General features: G+C 67.4%; 17 protein-coding genes. 5 read left to right on the top strand and 12 right to left on the bottom strand.

Annotated features, from left to right (window positions below; translation table 11 throughout):
• Nucleotides 1–10: 10 nt before the first annotated feature.
• The 3 genes from LMF57_RS01035 to aceB all read right to left on the bottom strand — a co-directional run bounded on the left by LMF57_RS01035 (nucleotide 11) and on the right by aceB (nucleotide 4,411).
• A complete protein-coding gene (locus LMF57_RS01035) occupies nucleotides 11–1,051 on the bottom strand; it encodes a GGDEF domain-containing protein (RefSeq protein WP_117309267.1) in 1,041 nt (346 codons plus the stop codon).
• 366 nt (nucleotides 1,052–1,417) lie between these two features.
• On the bottom strand, nucleotides 1,418–2,719 hold the full coding sequence (gene aceA / locus LMF57_RS01030; protein WP_025875808.1) for an isocitrate lyase: 1,302 nt from the start codon (nucleotides 2,717–2,719) through the stop codon (nucleotides 1,418–1,420).
• 69 nt (nucleotides 2,720–2,788) lie between these two features.
• Nucleotides 2,789–4,411, bottom strand: a complete 1,623-nt coding sequence (gene aceB, locus LMF57_RS01025; protein WP_229290539.1) for a malate synthase A — start codon at nucleotides 4,409–4,411, stop codon at nucleotides 2,789–2,791.
• A 108-nt stretch (nucleotides 4,412–4,519) separates the two neighbouring features.
• Between aceB and LMF57_RS01020 the strand changes: the two genes are divergently transcribed.
• Both LMF57_RS01020 and LMF57_RS01015 read left to right on the top strand, forming a co-directional pair.
• Nucleotides 4,520–5,488, top strand: a complete 969-nt coding sequence (locus LMF57_RS01020) for a LysR substrate-binding domain-containing protein (protein WP_229290538.1) — start codon at nucleotides 4,520–4,522, stop codon at nucleotides 5,486–5,488.
• A 337-nt stretch (nucleotides 5,489–5,825) separates the two neighbouring features.
• Nucleotides 5,826–6,734 carry a LysR family transcriptional regulator gene (locus tag LMF57_RS01015; protein ID WP_229290537.1) on the top strand — a complete coding sequence of 303 codons (909 nt, stop codon included), beginning with the start codon at nucleotides 5,826–5,828 and terminating at the stop codon, nucleotides 6,732–6,734.
• 83 nt (nucleotides 6,735–6,817) lie between these two features.
• On the opposite strand, the gene LMF57_RS01010 is transcribed toward LMF57_RS01015, so the two are convergent.
• Nucleotides 6,818–8,074 (bottom strand): MFS transporter, encoded by a 1,257-nt coding sequence (locus LMF57_RS01010; protein WP_229290536.1) that lies wholly within the window; start codon nucleotides 8,072–8,074, stop codon nucleotides 6,818–6,820.
• Between the two features lie 120 nt (nucleotides 8,075–8,194).
• On the bottom strand, nucleotides 8,195–8,821 hold the full coding sequence (gene lepB / locus LMF57_RS01005) for a signal peptidase I (RefSeq protein WP_025875818.1): 627 nt from the start codon (nucleotides 8,819–8,821) through the stop codon (nucleotides 8,195–8,197).
• 233 nt (nucleotides 8,822–9,054) lie between these two features.
• Here lepB and LMF57_RS01000 point away from each other — a divergent pair, with 233 nt between their 5' ends.
• Complete coding sequence (locus LMF57_RS01000; protein ID WP_032978120.1) at nucleotides 9,055–9,456, top strand: hypothetical protein; 402 nt, start codon at nucleotides 9,055–9,057, stop codon at nucleotides 9,454–9,456.
• Nucleotides 9,457–9,459: 3 nt separating this feature from the next.
• Nucleotides 9,460–9,906, top strand: coding sequence for a hypothetical protein (locus LMF57_RS00995; protein ID WP_025875822.1), 447 nt, complete (start codon nucleotides 9,460–9,462; stop codon nucleotides 9,904–9,906).
• A gap of 363 nt (nucleotides 9,907–10,269) precedes the next feature.
• Here the strand turns inward: LMF57_RS00995 and dcp are convergent, their stop codons facing one another.
• The 3 genes from dcp to arfB form a co-directional block, all read right to left on the bottom strand.
• Nucleotides 10,270–12,426 (bottom strand): peptidyl-dipeptidase Dcp, encoded by a 2,157-nt coding sequence (gene dcp / locus LMF57_RS00990; RefSeq protein ID WP_229290535.1) that lies wholly within the window; start codon nucleotides 12,424–12,426, stop codon nucleotides 10,270–10,272.
• Between the two features lie 111 nt (nucleotides 12,427–12,537).
• Entirely contained in the window at nucleotides 12,538–13,140 is a 603-nt protein-coding gene (locus LMF57_RS00985; RefSeq protein WP_025875827.1) for a lysophospholipid acyltransferase family protein, read from the bottom strand.
• Between the two features lie 4 nt (nucleotides 13,141–13,144).
• Complete coding sequence (arfB, locus tag LMF57_RS00980; protein ID WP_025875829.1) at nucleotides 13,145–13,576, bottom strand: alternative ribosome rescue aminoacyl-tRNA hydrolase ArfB; 432 nt, start codon at nucleotides 13,574–13,576, stop codon at nucleotides 13,145–13,147.
• Between the two features lie 134 nt (nucleotides 13,577–13,710).
• On the opposite strand from arfB, the gene LMF57_RS00975 reads away from it, so the two are divergent.
• Nucleotides 13,711–14,229, top strand: coding sequence for a DUF2059 domain-containing protein (locus LMF57_RS00975; protein ID WP_032978115.1), 519 nt, complete (start codon nucleotides 13,711–13,713; stop codon nucleotides 14,227–14,229).
• A gap of 84 nt (nucleotides 14,230–14,313) precedes the next feature.
• Here the strand turns inward: LMF57_RS00975 and LMF57_RS00970 are convergent, their stop codons facing one another.
• From LMF57_RS00970 to LMF57_RS00955, 4 genes are all read right to left on the bottom strand, one after another.
• Entirely contained in the window at nucleotides 14,314–15,051 is a 738-nt protein-coding gene (locus LMF57_RS00970) for a pseudouridine synthase (RefSeq protein ID WP_208081960.1), read from the bottom strand.
• A gap of 146 nt (nucleotides 15,052–15,197) precedes the next feature.
• Nucleotides 15,198–15,785, bottom strand: coding sequence for a class I SAM-dependent methyltransferase (locus LMF57_RS00965; protein WP_099786372.1), 588 nt, complete (start codon nucleotides 15,783–15,785; stop codon nucleotides 15,198–15,200).
• Nucleotides 15,782–17,437 carry a ubiquinone biosynthesis regulatory protein kinase UbiB gene (gene ubiB / locus LMF57_RS00960; protein WP_229290534.1) on the bottom strand — a complete coding sequence of 552 codons (1,656 nt, stop codon included), beginning with the start codon at nucleotides 17,435–17,437 and terminating at the stop codon, nucleotides 15,782–15,784. Before ubiB ends, LMF57_RS00965 begins: the two co-directional genes overlap by 4 nt.
• A complete protein-coding gene (locus tag LMF57_RS00955) occupies nucleotides 17,434–18,069 on the bottom strand; it encodes an SCP2 sterol-binding domain-containing protein (RefSeq protein ID WP_025875838.1) in 636 nt (211 codons plus the stop codon). The genes ubiB and LMF57_RS00955 overlap by 4 nt, the downstream gene beginning before the upstream one ends.
• Nucleotides 18,070–18,394: the final 325 nt, after the last annotated feature.

The raw sequence follows: 18,394 nt of genomic DNA, 5'->3' as shown, positions 1-18,394 counted from the left end.
GGATCTCCGCTCAGTGTCCATCCGGACCATCGGTCCACCGCAGGCAGTTGCCGCCTGCGCGCTTGGCTTGGTACAGCGCACGATCGGCGCGAGCGTACCACTCGCTCCAGTCCGCGTCAGGGGCCAGCAGGCTGGCACCGATGCTGGCCAGGCTGACGTGCGGGGTGCCATGGCTCCGCTCGAGCAGGCCGTGCACCGCGCTGAGGATGAATTCAGCCGCGTGCTGCACGATCTCGACATTGGCCCGGCGCAGGATCAGGCAGAACTCGTCGCCGCCCAGGCGGCAGGCCAGGTCATGTTCGCCGGCCATCGAGCGCAGGATGTTGCCCATGCTCTGCAGCACCCGGTCGCCGGCCTGGTGGCCGTGGCGGTCGTTGATCTGCTTGAAGCGATCACAGTCGATCAGCAGCAGCGCCTGCGGCGGCCCCTCTTCCTGCGTGCGGCATTCCTGCAGGTACAGGGCCAGGCCGCGGCGGTTGTGCAGGCCGGTCAGTTCGTCGGTGCGCACCAGCTCACGCGTGTGGGTCAGCTGGTGGGTGGTGATGTACAGGTTGTCCAGCGCGGCTTCCAGGTCATGGTTGCGCCGCCGCAGCTGGCTGATGAGGGCCTGCTCGTTGGTCAGCACACGCAGGATCGTGCGCCGCAGGAAGTAGGCCACCAGCCCCGGGTCGGACTCGACCAGGCGATGGAAATCAGCCGGTCCCAGTTCCAGCACGTGGCAGTCGGCCATCACCCGCGCGCTGGCGCTGCGCGGATGGTCGCCCATCAACAGGCCGAGCTCACCGAAGAACTCATGCCGGCCGAGTGTCTTGAGCACCAGGTCCTCGCCGAAATCCAGCTCGATCAGGCCTTCCAGGATGATGTACATGCACTCGCCGCGATGGCCGCGGTGGAACAGCCACTGGCCCGCCTGCAGCCGGCAGGGCTGGGCAAACCGGGCAAACAGGGCGACCTCTTCGTCGGAAAGCAGCGCATGCACGATCTCGGCCATCGCCACCTTGGCGATACCGGTTGTCGTGTCGATGTTCTCGGCCGCACCCCTGCCGGTCATTCCCTGCACCCGCCGCCAGCGTCCCCTGGTGAGCCGCGGAGCATATCAGTGAATCAAACTGTGCGCCGCTTCTCAGTTTTGTGAAGATGCGTTGCCCCGCCCTGCATGCCGCAGGGTTGCCTGTTCATACCCGTTGAGCGCGGGGAGAAGACAAAGAATATCAACAGCTTGCAGTGACCGCGACGCCGATTGTCGCAGCAGCCGCAGATACAACGACGCCGGCAGATCCCCCGATCTGCCGGCGTCGTCTGGCCCTTCCCTGGCCACCCTGATCAGCCCGAGCCTTGGTCGTGCCGGCCGCTGGCCGACAGCATCAAGGACGGCGGGAACACAAAGGGTTGCCGGCCAGCGGCCGGCACGACCGGATCACGCAGCCCGTTCGCTGCGCTCGCCATGGAACTGCTCTTCCTCGGTCGAACCGGTCAGCGCGGTGGTCGAGGACTGCCCCTGCTGGATCGCCTGGGTCACCGCATCGAAGTAGCCGGTGCCGACCTCGCGCTGGTGCTTGACTGCGGTGAAGCCGCGCTCGGCCGCTTCGAACTCGGCCTCCTGCAGCTCCACGAAGGCGCTCATCTGACGACGCGCATAGCCGTGGGCCAGATTGAACATGCCGTAGTTCAGCGCGTGGAAACCGGCCAGGGTGATGAACTGGAACTTGTAGCCGTAGCTGCCCAGCTCCTTCTGGAACCTGGCAATGGTGGCGTCGTCCAGGTTCTTCTTCCAGTTGAAGCTGGGCGAGCAGTTGTAGGCCAGCAGCTTGCCGGGGAACTTCGCATGGATCGCCTCGGCGAACTTCCGCGCGAATTCCAGGTCCGGCTTGCCGGTCTCGCACCACACCAGGTCTGCATACGGTGCGTAGGCAAGGCCGCGGCTGATGGCCTGGTCCAGGCCGTTGCGGGTCTTGTAGAAGCCCTCCACGGTGCGCTCGCCGGTGGCGAACGGCTTGTCGTTGCCATCGATGTCGCTGGTCAGCAGATCAGCGGCCTCGGCGTCGGTACGCGCCACCAGCAGGGTCGGCACGCCCAGCACGTCGGCGGCCAGGCGCGCGGCGTTGAGCTTCTCGATCGCCTCGCGGGTCGGCACCAGCACCTTGCCACCCATGTGCCCGCACTTCTTCACCGAGGCCAGCTGGTCTTCGAAATGCACGCCGGCAGCACCGGCTTCGATCATCGCCTTCATCAGTTCGAAGGCGTTGAGCACGCCGCCGAAACCGGCTTCGGCGTCGGCCACGATCGGCTGCAGGAAGTCGATGTCATCCTTGCCTTCGGCGTGGTGCAGCTGGTCGGCACGCAGCAGCGTGTTGTTGATGCGCTTGACCACCGCCGGCACCGAATCGGCCGGGTACAACGACTGGTCCGGGTACATCTGCCCGGCCAGGTTGGCATCGGCCGCCACCTGCCAGCCGGACAGGTAGATCGCCTTCAGCCCAGCCTTCACCTGCTGCATGGCCTGGTTGCCGGTCAGCGCGCCGAGCGCGTTGACGAAGTCGCGCTCATGCAGCGACTTCCACAGCTTTTCCGCGCCCAGCCGGGCCAGCGAATGCTCGATATGGACGGTGCCACGCAGGCGCACCACGTCGGCGGCGCTGTAGTTGCGCTGGATGCCTTCCCAGCGCGGATTGGTGTCCCAGTCGTGCTGGATCTGTTCGGCAGTGGGCAGCGTGCTCATGTCTATCTCCAGTTCGGTTCGTGCGGATGCAGCGGGGAAGGAAGCGGCGGGAAAACCGGCATGCAGCGGTCAGTCGATGCGCGCGTACGCCGGCAGGGTCAGGAAGTCGGTCAGTTCGTTGCTGCGGCTCAACTCGGCCAGCAGGGTGATGGCTTCTTCGATGCGGTCGCCACCGGGCAGCGCCGAGGTGTCGCCGAGGCGCGCCGGCAGCTGCGCCAGGGTGGTATCGAGCAGCGCCAGATCGATGGCAGTGCCGTCGTCCAGCTGCTGGCCCGGGGTATGCAGCCACTGCCACAGCTGGCTGCGACTGATCTCGGCAGTGGCCGCGTCCTCCATCAGGTGGTGGATCGGCACGCAGCCGTTGCCATCCAGCCATGCGGCCAGGTAACGCACGCAGACTTCGACATTGCCTTCGAAGCCAGCGCGGGTGATCGTGCCCGGCGGCCGCGCGATCAGTTCATCGCGACCCACGCGCACATCCTGGCGCAGCACGTGGTGCTGGTTGGGCGTGGGCATGTGCTCGTCGAAGATCGCCATCGCCACCGGAATCAGCGCCGGATGGGCGACCCATGTGCCATCGTGGCCAGCGCTCACTTCGCGCAGCTTGTCGGCACGCACCCGCGCCATCGCCTGCTCGTTGGCGGCGGCATCGTTGTTGATCGGAATCTGCGCGGCCATGCCGCCCATCGCGTGTGCACCGCGGCGATGGCAGGTCTGGATCAGCAGTTCCGAATACGCCTTCAGGAACGGCTGGGTCATGGTCACCTGGCCACGCTCGGGCAGCACGCGGTCAGCGTGGCGGCGGAAGGTCTTCAGGTACGAGAAGATGTAATCCCAGCGCCCGCAGTTGAGGCCGACGATGCGATCGCGCAGGGCGTGCAGGATCTCATCCATCTCGAACACTGCCGGCAGCGTTTCGATCAGCACGGTCACCTTGATCTGCCCGTGCGGCAGGCCGAGCATGCCTTCGATGTGCGACAGCGCGGTCTCCCACAGCGCTGCCTCTTCCATGCTCTGCAGCTTGGGCAGGTAGAAGTACGGACCACGGTCCCTGGACTGCAGCGCGCGCGCATTGTGGAAGGCAAAGACCGCCGCATCGAACAGGCCGCCGGCGAGGAACTGGCCATCCACGCGCACATGCTTTTCGTCCAGGTGCCAGCCGCGCGGGCGCACGATCAGCACCGCCTGCTCCTCATGGGGGCGCAGCGCGTAGTGCTTGCCATTGGGTGCGGTGTACTGCAGGTCGCCGCGCACCGCAGCGGCCAGCGACTGCTGGCCGGCCAGCAGGTTGCGCCAGGTCGGCGAGGTCGAATCCTCGAAGTCGGCCATGAACACCTTGGCGCCGGAGTTCAGCGCGTTGATGACCATCTTCGGGTCGGTCGGGCCGGTGATCTCGACGCGACGGTCCTGCAGCGCGGCCGGCAGCGGCGCCACGGTCCAGTCCCCGCTGCGGATCGCGGTGGTGTCCTGGCGGAAGTCCGGCAGGCCGCCTTGGTCGAAGAATGCCTGGCGCTCGCGACGGGCCTGCAGCCGCGCCTGCCGGCCGGGTTCCACTGCCCGGTGCAGGGACACCAGCAGGGCCAGCAATGGCGCCGGCAGCACGGTGGCCTGGCCCGCCACCTGGGTCGCCAGGGCGATGCCCGGCGTGGCCTTGGCGGCGGTGGAGGGAACAGCGGAAGCGACGGCGGACATGGCAGGACTCCAGCATGGGGGAACGACTCCACCGTGCGGCCGCAGCCTGTATTTGGCAAAACAGTTTTTGCAATGCTTTACATAAGTTGTGCTAATACTTGTGACGCCATGACCACACGCACCTCGCCAAGTCCCCGTTTTTCCTACAAATCTGATCGGCTGAAGCCGCTGCGCGCGTTCTGCCAGACGGTGCGCCTGGGCTCGGTCTCACGGGCGGCTGAGGCACTTTTCGTCAGCCAACCGGCCATCAGCCTGCAGTTGCAGGCGCTGGAGCGTGAGCTGGGAGTACCGCTGTTCGAGCGCAGCGGCCGGCGCCTGGTACCCAGCCGCGAGGGCCAGCTGCTGTATGAAATGGCGCAGCCGCTGGTGGAAAGCCTGGACGGTCTGGAAGCGCGCTTCCGCGACAAGGTGCGCGGGCTGGACGCGGGCGAGCTGAACATCGCTGCCAACAGTTCCACCATCCTGTACCTGCTGCCGAAGATCGTCGAACGCTTCCGCCAGCATTACCCCGACGTACGCTTGACCCTGCACAACGCCATCAGCGCCGACGGCACCGACCTGCTGCGCGAGGATGCCGCCGACCTGGCGATCGGCTCGATGACCGATGTACCGGCTGACCTCAGCTATGCGCCGGCCTACCGTTTCGAACAGGTGCTGATCGCCCCGCATGACCATCCGCTGGCCAGCGGTGGCGAGCTGGAACTGGCCGACATCGCACGATACCCGCTGGTGCTGCCGCCGAAACGGCAGATCACCTACCGGCTGGTGGACCAGGTGTTCCAGCGCCACCGCATCGCCTACACCGTTGCGCTGGAGGTGGGCGGCTGGGAGGTGATCAAGCAGTACGTGGCGATGGGCATGGGTATTTCCATCGTGCCGGCGCTGTGCCTGAACGATGCCGACCGCGAACGGTTGGCCGCACGGTCGATGAAGCGCTGGTTCCCGGAGCGCAGTTACGGGGTGATCGTGCGGCGCGGCAAGGCGCTGTCGGCGCAGGCGCGGGCATTCATCGAGCTGATCCAGCCAGAGTTGTTCAGCCCGCGCGATTACGACCAGAGCGGGCATTCGGAGCGGTGAGGGGTTGTCGGCAGGGCTGCGCCCTGCACCTGCCGAATCAACGGCAACGGCAGAGGCGACGGCAACGGCAACGTCAAAGGCAACAGTGGGGATTCCGTGGGATGGCGGGGCGGTGTGGGTGGGCAGGACACGCCGTAAACCCGTCCTTGGGGGCTCGATGGCGCCATCCATGGCGCCAACGGTCCTGCCCACCCACACCGCCCCACCTCTGACAGATTTCCGCGATCTGTCGGAACGGCATGGCCTGCTCTTGGTGGGTGTCGACCTTGGTCGACACGGTTGATCCACGCCATGCGTGGATGACGATTCCCGGCGTCGGGCTGGATAGACTGCATCCATGTCCATCGAACTTCGCCACCTGCGCTACTTCCTCGCCGTTGCCGATACCCTGCACTTCGGCCAGGCGGCCGAGCGGTTGGGAATGTCGCAGCCGCCGCTCAGCCAGCAGATCCGGCAGCTGGAGGAACTGATCGGTGCGCGCCTGTTCGTGCGCAGCCATCGGCGTGTGCAGCTGACCGCTGCGGGGGAACTGCTGCAGGAACGTGCGCGCGGCATCGTGCAGCAGGTGGAATCTGCGGTGGATGAAGTGCAGCGCGCGCAGCGTGGCGAGCAGGGTGAGCTGCGTATCGGCCTGACCCGGGCCACGCCGTTGTCACCACAGATTCCGCGTTCGATCCTGCAGTACCGCCAGCAGTATCCGCAGGTGCGGCTGCAGCTGAGCGAGATGAACACCCTGCAGCAGATCGATGCGCTGCTCGATGGCAGCCTGGATGTGGGCATCATCCGCAAGCGCACGCTGCCGGCCGAGCTGGTGGCGCACAGCCTGTTCGTCGACCCGCTGGCGTTGATCGTGCATGCCGACCACCCTGCCCTGCGTCGACTGTCGAAAGGCGGGACGCTGGCGTTGCGTTATCTGGCGCAGGAACCGTTCGTGGCGTTCCGCCGCAGCGCCGGGGCGGGCATCCATGACCACATGATCGCGCTGTGCGCGGCAGCGGGTTTCACCCCGCGCATCGTGCAGGAAGCCGGTGAGGCGTCAACGCTGATCAGCCTGGCCGCTGCGGGACTGGGTGCGGCGATCCTGCCTTCCTCGTGCGATCACATCCGGGTGGAAGGTGCGCGCTTCGTGCCGCTGGCCGATGCCGGCGCGCATTCGGAAGTGCAGTTGGCGTGGCGCCGCGAGGGGGTGACACCGTTGATCCGCAATTTCGCCGGGCTGCTGCGCGAGGCGTTTGCGGAGGGGTGATGGGCCGCGCTGCGCGCTCGCCGGGCACGGCCCGGCGCTACCGCTGGCCTACCCAGGTAGCGCCGGGCCATGCCCGGCGGGCGTCAGGCGGTCACCGGCTGCGGCGCGCGCTGCTGCAGCGCCCACACGATGCCACCGCCGATCAGGGTCAGCAGCGCGGCGAATGCGCACACGCCCAGCCAGTCCCACGCGGCATAGGCCAGCCCCCCCACGCCGCCCAGCACGCTCGAGCCCAGGTAGTAGGCAAACAGGTACAGCGCCGACGCTTCCGCACGCATGGAGCCGGCACGGCTGCCGACCCAGCTGCTGGCCACCGAATGGCCACCGAAGAAACCGAAGGTCACCAGCGCGATGCCCACTGCCATCGCCGGCAGCCACGGCATCGCCAGCAGTACGATGCCGACGGCGATCAGGCCGAAGGAGATCGCCAGGATGCGACCGCGCCCATGGCGCGTGGCCTGCTGGCCCATCCACGCCGAACTGAAGGTGCCGACCAGATACACGCTGAAGATCAACCCGACCACGGTCTGGCTGAGGTGGTACGGCGGCGCCAGCAGGTGGTAGCCGAGGTAGTTGTAGAGGGTGACGAACACACCCATCAGCACGAACGAGGTGGCGAACAGCCACGGCAGGCCGGGATCGGCGAACAGCGTGCGCCAGCGCGCGGGCAGCTGGCGCAGGCCACTGCGACTGGCCTGGAAGTGACGCGACGGCGGCAGCTGCAGCCACAGCAGCACGGTGCTGGCCATGGCGATGATCGAGACCACGCCGATGCCCCAGCGCCAGCCCCAGTGGTCGGCGATGATGCCGGCCAGCAGGCGCCCGCTCATGCCACCGATGGCGTTGCCGCCGATGTACAGGCCCATCGCCAGGCCCAGCGCGCGGCTGTCCATCTCTTCCACCAGGTAGGTCATCGCCACCGCTGGCACGCCGCTCAACGCCAGCCCCAGCAAGGTGCGCAGCACCAGCAGCGTGGCCCAGTCGTCGACCAGTGCGGTGCACAGCGACAGCGTGGCCGAGGCCAACAACGCAACGATCATCAGCGGGCGCCGGCCGACCGCATCGGACAGCAGGCCCGCCAGCAGCATGGCCACGGCCAGGGTGCCGGTGGTCAGCGACAGCGACATCGCGCTGCCGGCAGCGGACACGCCGAAGTGGCGACTGAACTCGGGCAGCAGTGGCTGCACCGTGTACAGCAGGCCGAAGGTCGAAAAGCCAGCCAGAAACAGCGCCAGCGCGGTGCGGCGGAAGGCCGGCGTTCCCTGCTGGATGCGGGTGTCGACGGGAGCGTGGTCAGTACGGGGACGGTCGGCGAGGGCCGCCGGGGTATCGCCAGTCATGGGAGCGGTGGGCCGTGGGGGCGGCCGGATTGGAGGGGACGGGCCCCAGACTAGGCCCGTCCATCCAGTCGATCCATAACCTGATAGGTCATGATTGATACTTCTGGCATATCGATAAGCCTACAGCCGCTGCCACTCGAAGCCGTCGCCGCGGCGGTAGTACACCGCCACTGCGCGGCCATAGATCTTGTCCGCATCGACGAAGCCGAAGAAGCGACCGTCGAAGCTGTTGCCACGATGGTCGCCCAGCACCAGCACCTTGCCGGCGGGCACCTGCAGATCCGCGATGTCCGGGCCACCGCCGCTGTCCAGATCGAGGCTGGCGCGGCGCTCACCGAAAGCTTCGGTGTCGGCCAGGTCGGCGATCTGCAGCGGCTGGCCGTTGATGCTCAGGTGGCCATCGCGCAGCTGCACGTGGTCGCCGGCCACGGCGGCGACGCGCTTGATCAGGCGGGTGCCATCGGCCGGCGAATCGAACACCGCCACCTCACCACGCTGCGGCGTGCCGGTAGCCAGCAGCTCCTGGCTGGTGAACGGCAGGCGCAGGCCGTAGGCGCGCATGTCCACCACCACCCGGTCACCCGGTTGCAGCGTCGGCTGCATCGAACCGCTGGGCACGACGTAGTGGTTGGCGAGGGTGTCGCGGGCGGCGGCGAGCAGGCCCAGCATCACCAGCAGCGGCAGTGCCTCTTTCTTCAGCCAGGTGAGCGCGCGTTCTGGAAACGGCGGACGGGCTACAGCATCCATGTCAGGCTCCGGGTGGTGGGTGGGCGTCAGACCGCAAGGGCAGGCGTGAGGTTCCCGGGCATCATGCCGGTCTCCATGCCCGTGCCGATCAACGGTCGGCAGCCACCGGGTGCATTCCGGCCGGTCGTTATGAAGGTTTTACGCCCGGGCCGGGCACTGGGCATCGCACCTTTACGGCCCCCACGCGCATCGTGTGCCTACCGCGCCGCAGGGCGCTTTGCGCAAGGTGTTGTATGACCCTCCTGGTGATCCGGCATGCGTCGCCGTCGGTGCCGCGTCCGCTGCTGCCGGCCGAGTTGTCCGGCCATCCGGTGCTGTGCACCGACTGCGCCAGCCTGGCCGATGTGCGCCAGTGTCTGTGCCAGCCGCAGGCGCGCACCGCGGACTGGGTGCTGCTTGATGTCGGCGTCGCCGACGAGGCGCAATGGTGTGCCGAGGGCGGTGCGCTGCAGGCGGCGCTGGACGGTCTGCCGGCGGAGTACATCGAACTGCAGTCGCCGCACCAGCCCGGTCTGGAAGCGCGCCTGCGCCTGCAGCACGGCCCGGCCGCCGTGGTGGTCGACCAGCGCAGCCAGCAGGCGGGTTATCCGCTGTCATTGGCCATCGTCAGCCGTCGCCTGGCACGGGAGGGCTGAGCCATGTCGATCTTCATCATCCGTGGCCCGGAAGCGGCGGGCGCGTTGATCCGCACCGCCGCGCCGCTGCCGGCGCCGGTACTGAAATCACTGGTGCACCGTGCGATCGATGCGGGCACCAGCGTGGCGATCCGCGCCTGCGGCTCGGAGCAGGAACTGCTGGACGCGCTGCGCGTGGCCGACCACAGCCGTGGCGAGGTGACGCTGCTGGATCCGGGCGCATGTGCCGACAGCCTGCGCCTGCAGCGGCTGCTGCCCTACCTGCACAACGCGTACGTGGAAGTGCATGACGATGGCGCCGTGGCCGAGCCGTGCCTGCCGGCCGGTGTTGGCCAGCGCTTGGGCATCGCCGCCGGGTACGGCGCGCAGAGTTATGTACTGGCGCTGGATATCGCGCTGGATCACCTGGGGTTGGCCGAGCAGGCGAACCGGGTGCATGTAGGGACGTGATGGCCGGGCTGCGCCCGGCACCCGGTAGTGCCGGCCGCTGGCCGGCAACCTCAACAACAACAGCAACAACAGCAGCAACAGCAGAGGCTGGCATTGCGTGGGATGGCGGGGTGGGTCCGGTTGCGGGGGACGCTGCAAGTACGTCCATGTAAGCTCGGTCGCGCCATCCATGGCGCTCACGCCCCCGCAACCGGACCCGCCCCGCCTTCGACAGATTTCCGTGACCTGTCGGAATGGGATGGCCTGCTCTGGGTGGGTGTCGACTTGGTCGACACATGGATCCACGCCATGCGTGGATGAGCGACACAACGAAAAACGGCGGGGTTGCCCCCGCCGTTTTTTCTTTCGTACTTCAGTCCGCGCTTACTTCAGGCCGCGGAACTTCAGCAGCGGCTCCACCGACGGATCCTTGCCGCGGAAATCGCGGTACAGGGTCGACAGCTCCACGCTGTTGCCGCGCGAGAGGATCTTGTCGCGGAATTCCTGGCCGTTGGCGGCGGTCAGGCCACCGTGTTCGGTGAACCACTGGTAGGCGTCATGGTCCAGCACTTCCGCCCAGAAGTAGGCGTAGTAGCCGGCCGAGTAACCGCCACCCCAGATGTGGTCGAAGTAGGTGGTGCGGTAACGCGGCGGCACCTGCGGCAGGTCGACCTTGAACTTCTTCAGTGCGCTGGCTTCGAAGGCGCCGACGTCCTGCAGCGGGGCATCGGCCTTCTGCGTGTGCCAGGCCAGGTCGAGCAGTGCCGCCGACAGGTACTCGGTGGTCGCATAGCCCTGGTTGAAGCTGCGTGCCTTGAGGATCTTGTCGACCAGTTCCTGCGGCATTGCTTCGCCGGTCTTGTAGTGCTTGGCGTAGTTGGCGAACACCTTCGGGTCCAGCGCCCAGTGCTCGTTGAACTGCGACGGGAACTCGACGAAATCGCGCGAGGTGGCGGTACCGGCGATCGACGGGTACTTCACGTTCGAGAACATGCCATGCAGTGCATGGCCGAACTCATGGAACATCGTGGTGACGTCATCGAAGCTGATCAGCGCAGGCTGGCCGGCGGCCGGCTTGGTGAAGTTGCAGACGTTGTAGACCACCGGCTTGGCACCGGTCAGGCCGTCCTGTTCGACGAACACGTCCATCCAGGCGCCACCGGACTTGCTGTCACGCTTGAAGTAGTCGGTGTAGAACAGGGCCAGCGAGGTGCCGTCCTTGTCGAACACTTCGTACACCTTCATGTCCGGGTTGTAGGTCGGAATGTCGGTGCGCGGCTTGAAGGTGATGCCGTACAGCTGGGTGGCGGCGTAGAAGACGCCGTTCTGCAGCACGTTGTCCAGCTCGAAGTACGGCTTGATCTGCGACTCGTCCAGATCGTACTTGGCCTTGCGCACCTGCTCGGCGTAGAAATCCCAATCCGACGCGGCCACCTGGAAACCACCCTTCTGGGCGTCGATCACCCTCTGGATCTCACCGGCTTCGGCACGCGCCTTGGCGGTGGCGGCAGGCACGGTGTCGGTCAGCAGCTTCAGTGCGGCCGCCGGGGTCTTGGCCATCTGGTCGCCCAGCTGGTAGTCGGCGAAGGTGTCAAAGCCAAGCAGCTTGGCCTTCTGCGCACGCAGCTGGGCCAGGCGCTGCACGGTCTGCCGGGTGTCGTTGGCATCGCCACGCTCGGCACGGGTTTCCGAAGCCTTCAGCACGGCGGCGCGCTGGTCGCGGTCGGTCAGCGAACCGAGTACCGGCTGCTGGGTGGTGTTCTGCAGCGGCAGCAGGAACTTGCCCTCCAGCTTGCGGTCCTTGGCGGCGGCGGCGGCATTGTTGACCGCGCCCTCGTCCAGGCCGGCCAGCTTGGCCTTGTCGTCCACCACGACCGCAGCAGCGGCGGTTGCAGCCACCAGGCGGGTGTGGAACTGGGTGGACAGCGTGGTTTCTTCCACGTTGAGCTTGCGCAGGCTCGCCTTGTCGGCGTCGGACAGCTGCGCGCCGGCGCGCACCAGGCCGTCGTAGTAGTGCTCGACCAGGCGCTTCTGCACCGGATCCAGGCCCAGCGTCTCACGCTGGTCGTACAGCGACTTCACGCGCGCGAACAGCTTCGGATCGAGGTTGATCTCGTCCTGGTGCGCGGCCAGCTTCGGCGCCACTTCTTCCTGGATCTTCTGGCGGGCATCGTTGGTGTCGGCCTGGACCAGGCCGAAGAAGATGCGCGACACGCGGGTCAGGGTCTCGCCGCTGCGCTCCATCGCCACGATGGTGTTGTCGAAGGTGGCCGGCTCGGCGCTGTCGGCGATCCTGCGCACGTCGGCCAGATGCTGGCGCATGCCTTCTTCGAAGGCCGGCAAATAATCGCTGTCCTTGATCTTGTCGAACGGCGGTGCCTGGAACGGCAGGCTGCTGGCGGTCAGCAGCGGATTGGTGGAGGCTTCGGCCGGCTGCTGGGCCGGTGCATTCTGGGCTTCGGACACGGGGGTGGACTCCTTGCCGGAACAGGCCGCCAGCGCCAGGCTGATGGCGGCGGCCAGGACTACGGTACGCGACATGTAAAACGCTCCTTGGGCAGACGGTACGGGATGGCAGCCGTCCACCCTACTCCTGTCACGGGCGCCCGGCATGTGCCGGACGTGGCGTCTACGCTGCCGGCGGCGGCTGGCTCAGACCGTGCCGCGGGTCTTGCCGATCCAGGGCCGGTAGAACTCGCGGATGGTCGCCATGTCAGCGGCATCATCGCCGGTCGGCGTGAACAGCGGGCCGATGCCGATGGTCTTTTCCGGGTAGTGGAAATACGCGGCCAGGATCGGCACGTCGGCCATCCGCGCAATCTTCAGGAAGCCGGCCTTCCAGTCCTTCACGGCCTTGCGGGTGCCCTCGGGGGTGATGGCGAACCACATCTTCTCGTTGTTGCGCAGCAGGTCCACGGCCTGGCCGACAGTGCCCTGCGGCGAGCTGCGATCCAGCGGGATCACGCCCAGCTTGTGCAGCAGCGGGCCCAGTGGCCACCAGAACAGCGAGGCCTTGCCCAGCACCTTCACTTTCATGCCCAGTGCGATCTTGGCGGCCATGCCCCACAGCCCGTCCCAGTTGGACGAATGCGGAGCGATGATGAAGACCAGCCTGGGAACGTTCGGCAGCGTACCGGTCACTTTCCAGCCGCCCATGCGCAGCGTGCAGCGCGCCAGCCAGCGCAGGAAACGGTTGGGCTTGACCTGCGGCATGTTCGGCGGAATGGCCGGCAGCAACGGCGTCGGGTTGTTCAAGCAATCACTCCCAGTCACGTGATGAGCGCCCGCGCTTGATCTGCGCGCGCCCGCGTTTGGCGTCCAGACGACGCAGTTTCGACCCGAAGGTCGGCTTGGTGGCCTTGCGTGGTTTGGGCACGCTCAGCCCGGCCTGGATGAAGGCCGCCAGCCGCTCGCGCGCATCCTCGCGATTGCGATCCTGGGTGCGGAAACGTTGCGCGTCGATGACCAGCACGCCTTCGCCGGTCATGCGCCGGTCGCGCCGCGCCAACAGGCGCTCGCGCAGCGGCTCGGGCAACGAGGGCGAGCCGGCCACGTCGAAACGCAGTTCCACCGCGGTGGAGACCTTGTTGACGTTCTGGCCGCCGGCACCACTGGCACGCACGAAACGCTCGACGATCTCGCCGTCGGGGATTTCAAGCTGCGCGCTGATGATGACCGGTCCACTGCCCATCCGCGCATTGTAGCGGCAGCCGCGTTGCCGTGGCTGCCATCGCGCCCCGTATGCCGCCGATCAGGCACCGAACACGCCGCCTTCGCCTTTGCCGGGGGTATGCTTGCCATCCCGTGTACTGCAGGACGCTCCGCATGATCCGCTTCGTTCCCTCCCTGTTGCGCCGCGCGACCCTGCTGCTGGTGCTGGCCGCAGCAAGCGCGCCGGTGCTGGCCGCAGCCCCCACCGATGGCGACATCAACCGCCTGCTGTCGGCCTCGCGTGCGCAGAGCATGATCGACACCATGCTGCCGCAGATCGAAGCGATGCAGCAGCAGCAGTTCCAGCAGGTCGCCGCACAGCGCAAGCTCAACGCCCAGCAGCAGGAACAGCTGCAGCGCATCCAGGCCCGTACCAGCCAGACCCTGCGCCAGGCACTGTCGTGGCAGCAGCTGCGGCCGATGTACGTGGACCTGTACAAGAAGACCTTCAGCAAGGAAGACGTGCTGGCCATGGCCGAGTTCTACGAGAGCCCGGCCGGCCAGAGCCTGCTCGACAAGACCCCGGCGCTGATGCAGAACGTGATGGTGGCGATCCAGACGCGCATGCAGCCGCTGTTCGCCGATCTGCAGAAGGATCTGGAAGCGATCGTCAACGAGCCGGAAAAGAAGTGAGGCGGTAGCGCCGGGCCATGCCCGGCAAGCGCGAAGCGCGGCCGTTTCATCGCAGAAGCCGCCGGGCAGGGCCCGGCGCTACCGCTACGGGACCTGCCAGCCGAACAGGTCCAGCGCCTTCTGGAATTCACCGTCGACCTGCGCGCGCACGTCCACCGTGCCGCCATCCGGATGCGGAAAGCGCAGGCGCTCGGCGTGCAGCAGCATGCGGTGCACACCCTGCATGCGGAAGTTGCGGTTGTGCCGGCCATCACCATGGCTGGTATCGCCGATCAGGTGATGTGACAGGTGCTTGAGATGGCGGCGGATCTGCCGGAAGCGCCCGGTCAGCGGCTGGCAGCGCAGCAGCGCATAGCGCGAGCTGGTGAACTCGCCCACCGGCACCGACAGTTCGCCGGTAGCCAGGCGCTGGAAGTCGGTGACCGCCGGCTTCTTCACCGGCTTGCCGGGACCGCCATCCAGATCGTGGTCGACCTGCCAGGCCTCCTCGGCCGGCCAGCCGCGGCAGATGGCCAGGTAATCCTTGCTCACCTCGCCGCCCATCAACGACTTGCCCAGCGCACTGGCCGTATCACGGTCGAAGGCCAGCAACAGGCAGCCGCTGGTGGCGCGATCCAGGCGATGGACCAGGAAGATCGGCCGGCCCAGCTGCTCGCGCAGGCGATCGGCGAGGAAATCATCTTCGCCACGGGCCAGCTTGCTGTCATGGACCATCAGCCCGGCCGGCTTGTTGACCACGGCCAGCCGTTCATCCAGGTGCAGCAGCTGCAGGGGCGCGGTTTCAGTCTCGACCGCGGCGAGGGTGTCAGGTTCGGTACTCACCGCGCGATTATCCGGATGACGCGCTGAACAGGGTAGTGCCGGCCGCTGGCCGGCAACGTCGAGGTCGCCCGATGACTGCGGTTGCCGGCCAGCGGCCGGCACTACCGCACCAGGCCAGCGACCCGCGCTACCGGGGTGATGCCCGGTCAGGTGTTGCGCAGCGCCAGCAGTTCGCCATTGCCCACCGGCACCAGGCTGGTGGTGAACGCCGCATCGGCGGCCAGCAGGGCGCGCAGCGGCGCCATCTCACCGGCATGCGAGGTGGCGTTGTCGACCACCAGCAGGCCGCCGGGGCGCAGTACCCGACGCAGCTGCGGCCACCAGCCCGCGTACTGCCCGCGATCCGAATCCAAGAACAGCAGGTCGATGCAGCCCTGCTCGGCCTGCGCCAGCCACTGCCCGGCATCACCGTGGACCAGGTTGATGCGCTCGCCCAATCCACTGCGGGCGAAATTCGCGCGGGCCATCGCCACCTTGTCGGCAGCGAACTCCAGCGTGGTCACCTGGCCATCGATCGCGGCCGCCGCTTCGGCCAGCCACAGCGTGGAATAACCGTTGGACGTACCGATCTCCAGCACGCGGCGGGCGTTGCCGAAACGCACCAGCACCGACAGCAGTTCACCGGTGTCGGCGGTGATGTTGAGCATGCGCCGACCGCGCTCGGTTTCGCACGCATCGTTGTCGCTGCCGAACTGCGCCAGCTCCTGTTTGAGCGCGCTCAGCGCATCCATCATCGCCACCACGCACGCACCAGTGCGAACGCTCCCACCGCACCGGACACCCAGCTCCACGCCGGCACGTCGCCCCAGTACCAGCCCGGTGGCTGCAGCACGTACATCAGTGCGGCGATCGCCAGCAGGCCGACGCCGGTGATCGCACCGACCGCATGCTTCTGCAGGCGCTGCACGCTGGCGTCCAGCGCAACCAGATCGCGCGAGCGCATCGCCAGTTCATGGCGACCTTCCACCTGCTGGGTCAGCCAGGCGTGCACCAGGCGCGGCATGTCCGGCGCATGGGTCATGATTTCCGGCAGGCGCTTGCCGATCTCACGCACCACGCGGCGCGGGCTGTAGCGCTCGCGCAGGATCTTCGCCAGCACCGGCTTGGCCACGGCCCAGATATCGATCTGCGGGTCCAGCTGGCGGCCGACGCCCTCGATGTTGAGCAGGGTCTTCTGCAGCAGGATCAACTGCGGCTGCAGGGTCAGCTGGTAGCGCTGGGCCACGCGGAACAGCTTCATCAGCACTTCGGCCAGCGAGATCTGCGACAGCGGGCGGGTGAAGTACGGCTCGCACACCGAACGCACTGCCGCTTCCAGATCATCGATGCGCACGTTGTCGGGCATCCAGCGCGCCTGCACGTGCAGTTCGGCGATGCGGCGGTAGTCGCGGTTGAAGATGGCCATGAAATTCTCGGCCAGGTAGTACTGATCTTCCTGCGAGAGCTGGCCCATGATGCCGAAGTCCAGCGCGATGAAACGCGGGTTGTCGCGGCGCATCGGATCGATGTCGACCCAGATGTTGCCGGCGTGCGCGTCGGCATGGAAGAAGTTGTCGCGGAACACCTGGGTGTAGAACACCCGCACGCCCTTGGCGGCCAGCGCCTTGCGGTCGATGCCGGCCTTGTCCAGCGCGGCGATGTCGTCGGAAGGAATGCCCCATACCCGCTCCAGGGTCAGCGCGCGTTCGGCGGTATGGCTCCAGATCACTTCCGGTACGTACAGGTCGTCGGAGTTCTCCCAGAAACGGCGCAGCACGCTGGCATTGGCGCCTTCGCGCTGCAGGTCCAGCTCGGCGGCCAGGGTGTTCTCCACCTCGGCCACCACTTCGCGCGGGCGGATCTTGTCGGCGCGCGGATGGGTGCGCTCGACCAGCGTCGCCAGCGAGTTGAGCAGGGCGATGTCGGCGTCGATCTGCTTTTCGATGCCCGGGCGCAGCACCTTGACCACCACCTGGCGGCCGTCGGCCAGGGTGGCCGCGTGCACCTGCGCGATCGACGCCGAGGCCAGTGGCTCGGTATCGAAACTGGCGAAGGCTTCGCTGACCGGCAGGCCCAGCGCTTCCTCCACGATGCGGCGTGCGGTCTCGCCATCGAAGGGCTTGACCCGGTCCTGCAGCAGGGTCAGCTCATTGGCCACGTCCGGCGGCACCAGGTCGCGGCGGGTCGACAGGATCTGCCCGAACTTGACGAAGATCGGCCCCAGGTCCTGCAGCGCCAAGCGCAGGCGAGCCCCCCGCGACTGTGCCGCGATGGCGGCCGAGGCGCGCGGCACGAACGGCTTGGCCAGGCGCAGCCAGCGCTCGGCCGGGGTGCCCTGCAGCAGGTCGTCGAGGCGGTAACGCAGGATCACCCGGCCGATGCGGCTGGCCCGCAGCAGCGCCTTCATGCGGCACCCCGCAGGCGCTGCACGCGTGCGCCGAGGCGCTCGACATCGTCGCGCAGCACGTCCACGTCATCGTGGAAGGCATCCAGCTCGGCACGTGGCACCACGTCGCGCGATTCCTCGGTGATGAATTCAGCGGCGCTATGGGCGAGGTCGATCGCCCCCTGGCGGGCATGCTGCAGGGCGCTGCGCAGGGTGTTGGCCACCTGCACGCCCAGCACGTCGCCGAACACGCTGACGAACGGCTGCTGCCAGTCCGGATCGAAGCCCTTGGCCAGCTGCTGCAGGCGGCGCGCCAGCTCGGCATCGCCGGCCACACGTACGCGCCCCTTGCCGTTGTCAGCGCCCTGGCGGGCACGCGCCAGCAGCGGCAGCTGTGCCAGCACGCCGGCCAGGCTGCTGCGCACGGCCAGGTCGGCTTCCTGCGCATCCACCGGGCCGACACGCAACTGATCACCGTCGACGCTGATGCGCATTGCCAGCGGCGGCGCGTCCAGGGTCAGGTCGATATGGCGACCGTCGAGGCTGGCCAGTGCGTGGCGGGTATCCGGATCCAGCGCCAGCGCGCGGTTCAGGGCGATCTGCAGAGCGCGGCCAGCGACCGGCTTGAGGGACTTGAGCAGGGAAAGAGCCATGTGCGCATTCTACCTGCGTGGGTGGGGGGCTTGGGCCGGGCTGCCGCCCGGCACCCGCAGACGCAACGGCCAGAGCAACGGCAACGTCAACGGCAACGTCAACGTCAACGTCAACGTCAAACGCTGGCTTGCTGTGGGGGCGGGGTGGGTCCGGTTGCGGGGGACGCCGTAAACCCATCCCTGGGGGCTTGGCCGCGGCATCCATGCCGCGGACACCCCGCAACCGGACCCACCCCGCCTTCGACAGGTTTCCGGTAGCCATGGTGCTTGCGGTAGTGCCGGCCGCTGGCCGGCAACCTCAGTCGGTTGGTAGGTGTCGACCTTG

It is taken from the genome of Stenotrophomonas sp. SI-NJAU-1 (assembly GCF_020883215.1).
Lineage (GTDB): Bacteria > Pseudomonadota > Gammaproteobacteria > Xanthomonadales > Xanthomonadaceae > Stenotrophomonas > Stenotrophomonas indicatrix.
This window is presented reverse-complemented; position numbering and strand designations above follow the sequence as displayed.

What these genes read in the sequence shown, in the direction of transcription:
- LMF57_RS01010 (WP_229290536.1), bottom strand. Translation starts at nt 8,074, where the DNA reads ATGACTGGCGATACCCCGGCGGCCCTCGCCGACCGTCCCCGTACTGAC.
- dcp (WP_229290535.1), bottom strand. Translation starts at nt 12,426, where the DNA reads ATGTCGCGTACCGTAGTCCTGGCCGCCGCCATCAGCCTGGCGCTGGCG.
- LMF57_RS00995 (WP_025875822.1), top strand. Translation starts at nt 9,460, where the DNA reads ATGTCGATCTTCATCATCCGTGGCCCGGAAGCGGCGGGCGCGTTGATC.
- lepB (WP_025875818.1), bottom strand. Translation starts at nt 8,821, where the DNA reads ATGGATGCTGTAGCCCGTCCGCCGTTTCCAGAACGCGCGCTCACCTGG.
- LMF57_RS00975 (WP_032978115.1), top strand. Translation starts at nt 13,711, where the DNA reads ATGATCCGCTTCGTTCCCTCCCTGTTGCGCCGCGCGACCCTGCTGCTG.
- LMF57_RS01020 (WP_229290538.1), top strand. Translation starts at nt 4,520, where the DNA reads ATGACCACACGCACCTCGCCAAGTCCCCGTTTTTCCTACAAATCTGAT.
- LMF57_RS01015 (WP_229290537.1), top strand. Translation starts at nt 5,826, where the DNA reads ATGTCCATCGAACTTCGCCACCTGCGCTACTTCCTCGCCGTTGCCGAT.
- aceB (WP_229290539.1), bottom strand. Translation starts at nt 4,411, where the DNA reads ATGTCCGCCGTCGCTTCCGCTGTTCCCTCCACCGCCGCCAAGGCCACG.
- LMF57_RS00965 (WP_099786372.1), bottom strand. Translation starts at nt 15,785, where the DNA reads ATGATGGATGCGCTGAGCGCGCTCAAACAGGAGCTGGCGCAGTTCGGC.
- LMF57_RS01000 (WP_032978120.1), top strand. Translation starts at nt 9,055, where the DNA reads ATGACCCTCCTGGTGATCCGGCATGCGTCGCCGTCGGTGCCGCGTCCG.
- LMF57_RS00955 (WP_025875838.1), bottom strand. Translation starts at nt 18,069, where the DNA reads ATGGCTCTTTCCCTGCTCAAGTCCCTCAAGCCGGTCGCTGGCCGCGCT.
- aceA (WP_025875808.1), bottom strand. Translation starts at nt 2,719, where the DNA reads ATGAGCACGCTGCCCACTGCCGAACAGATCCAGCACGACTGGGACACC.
- arfB (WP_025875829.1), bottom strand. Translation starts at nt 13,576, where the DNA reads ATGGGCAGTGGACCGGTCATCATCAGCGCGCAGCTTGAAATCCCCGAC.
- ubiB (WP_229290534.1), bottom strand. Translation starts at nt 17,437, where the DNA reads ATGAAGGCGCTGCTGCGGGCCAGCCGCATCGGCCGGGTGATCCTGCGT.
- LMF57_RS01035 (WP_117309267.1), bottom strand. Translation starts at nt 1,051, where the DNA reads ATGACCGGCAGGGGTGCGGCCGAGAACATCGACACGACAACCGGTATC.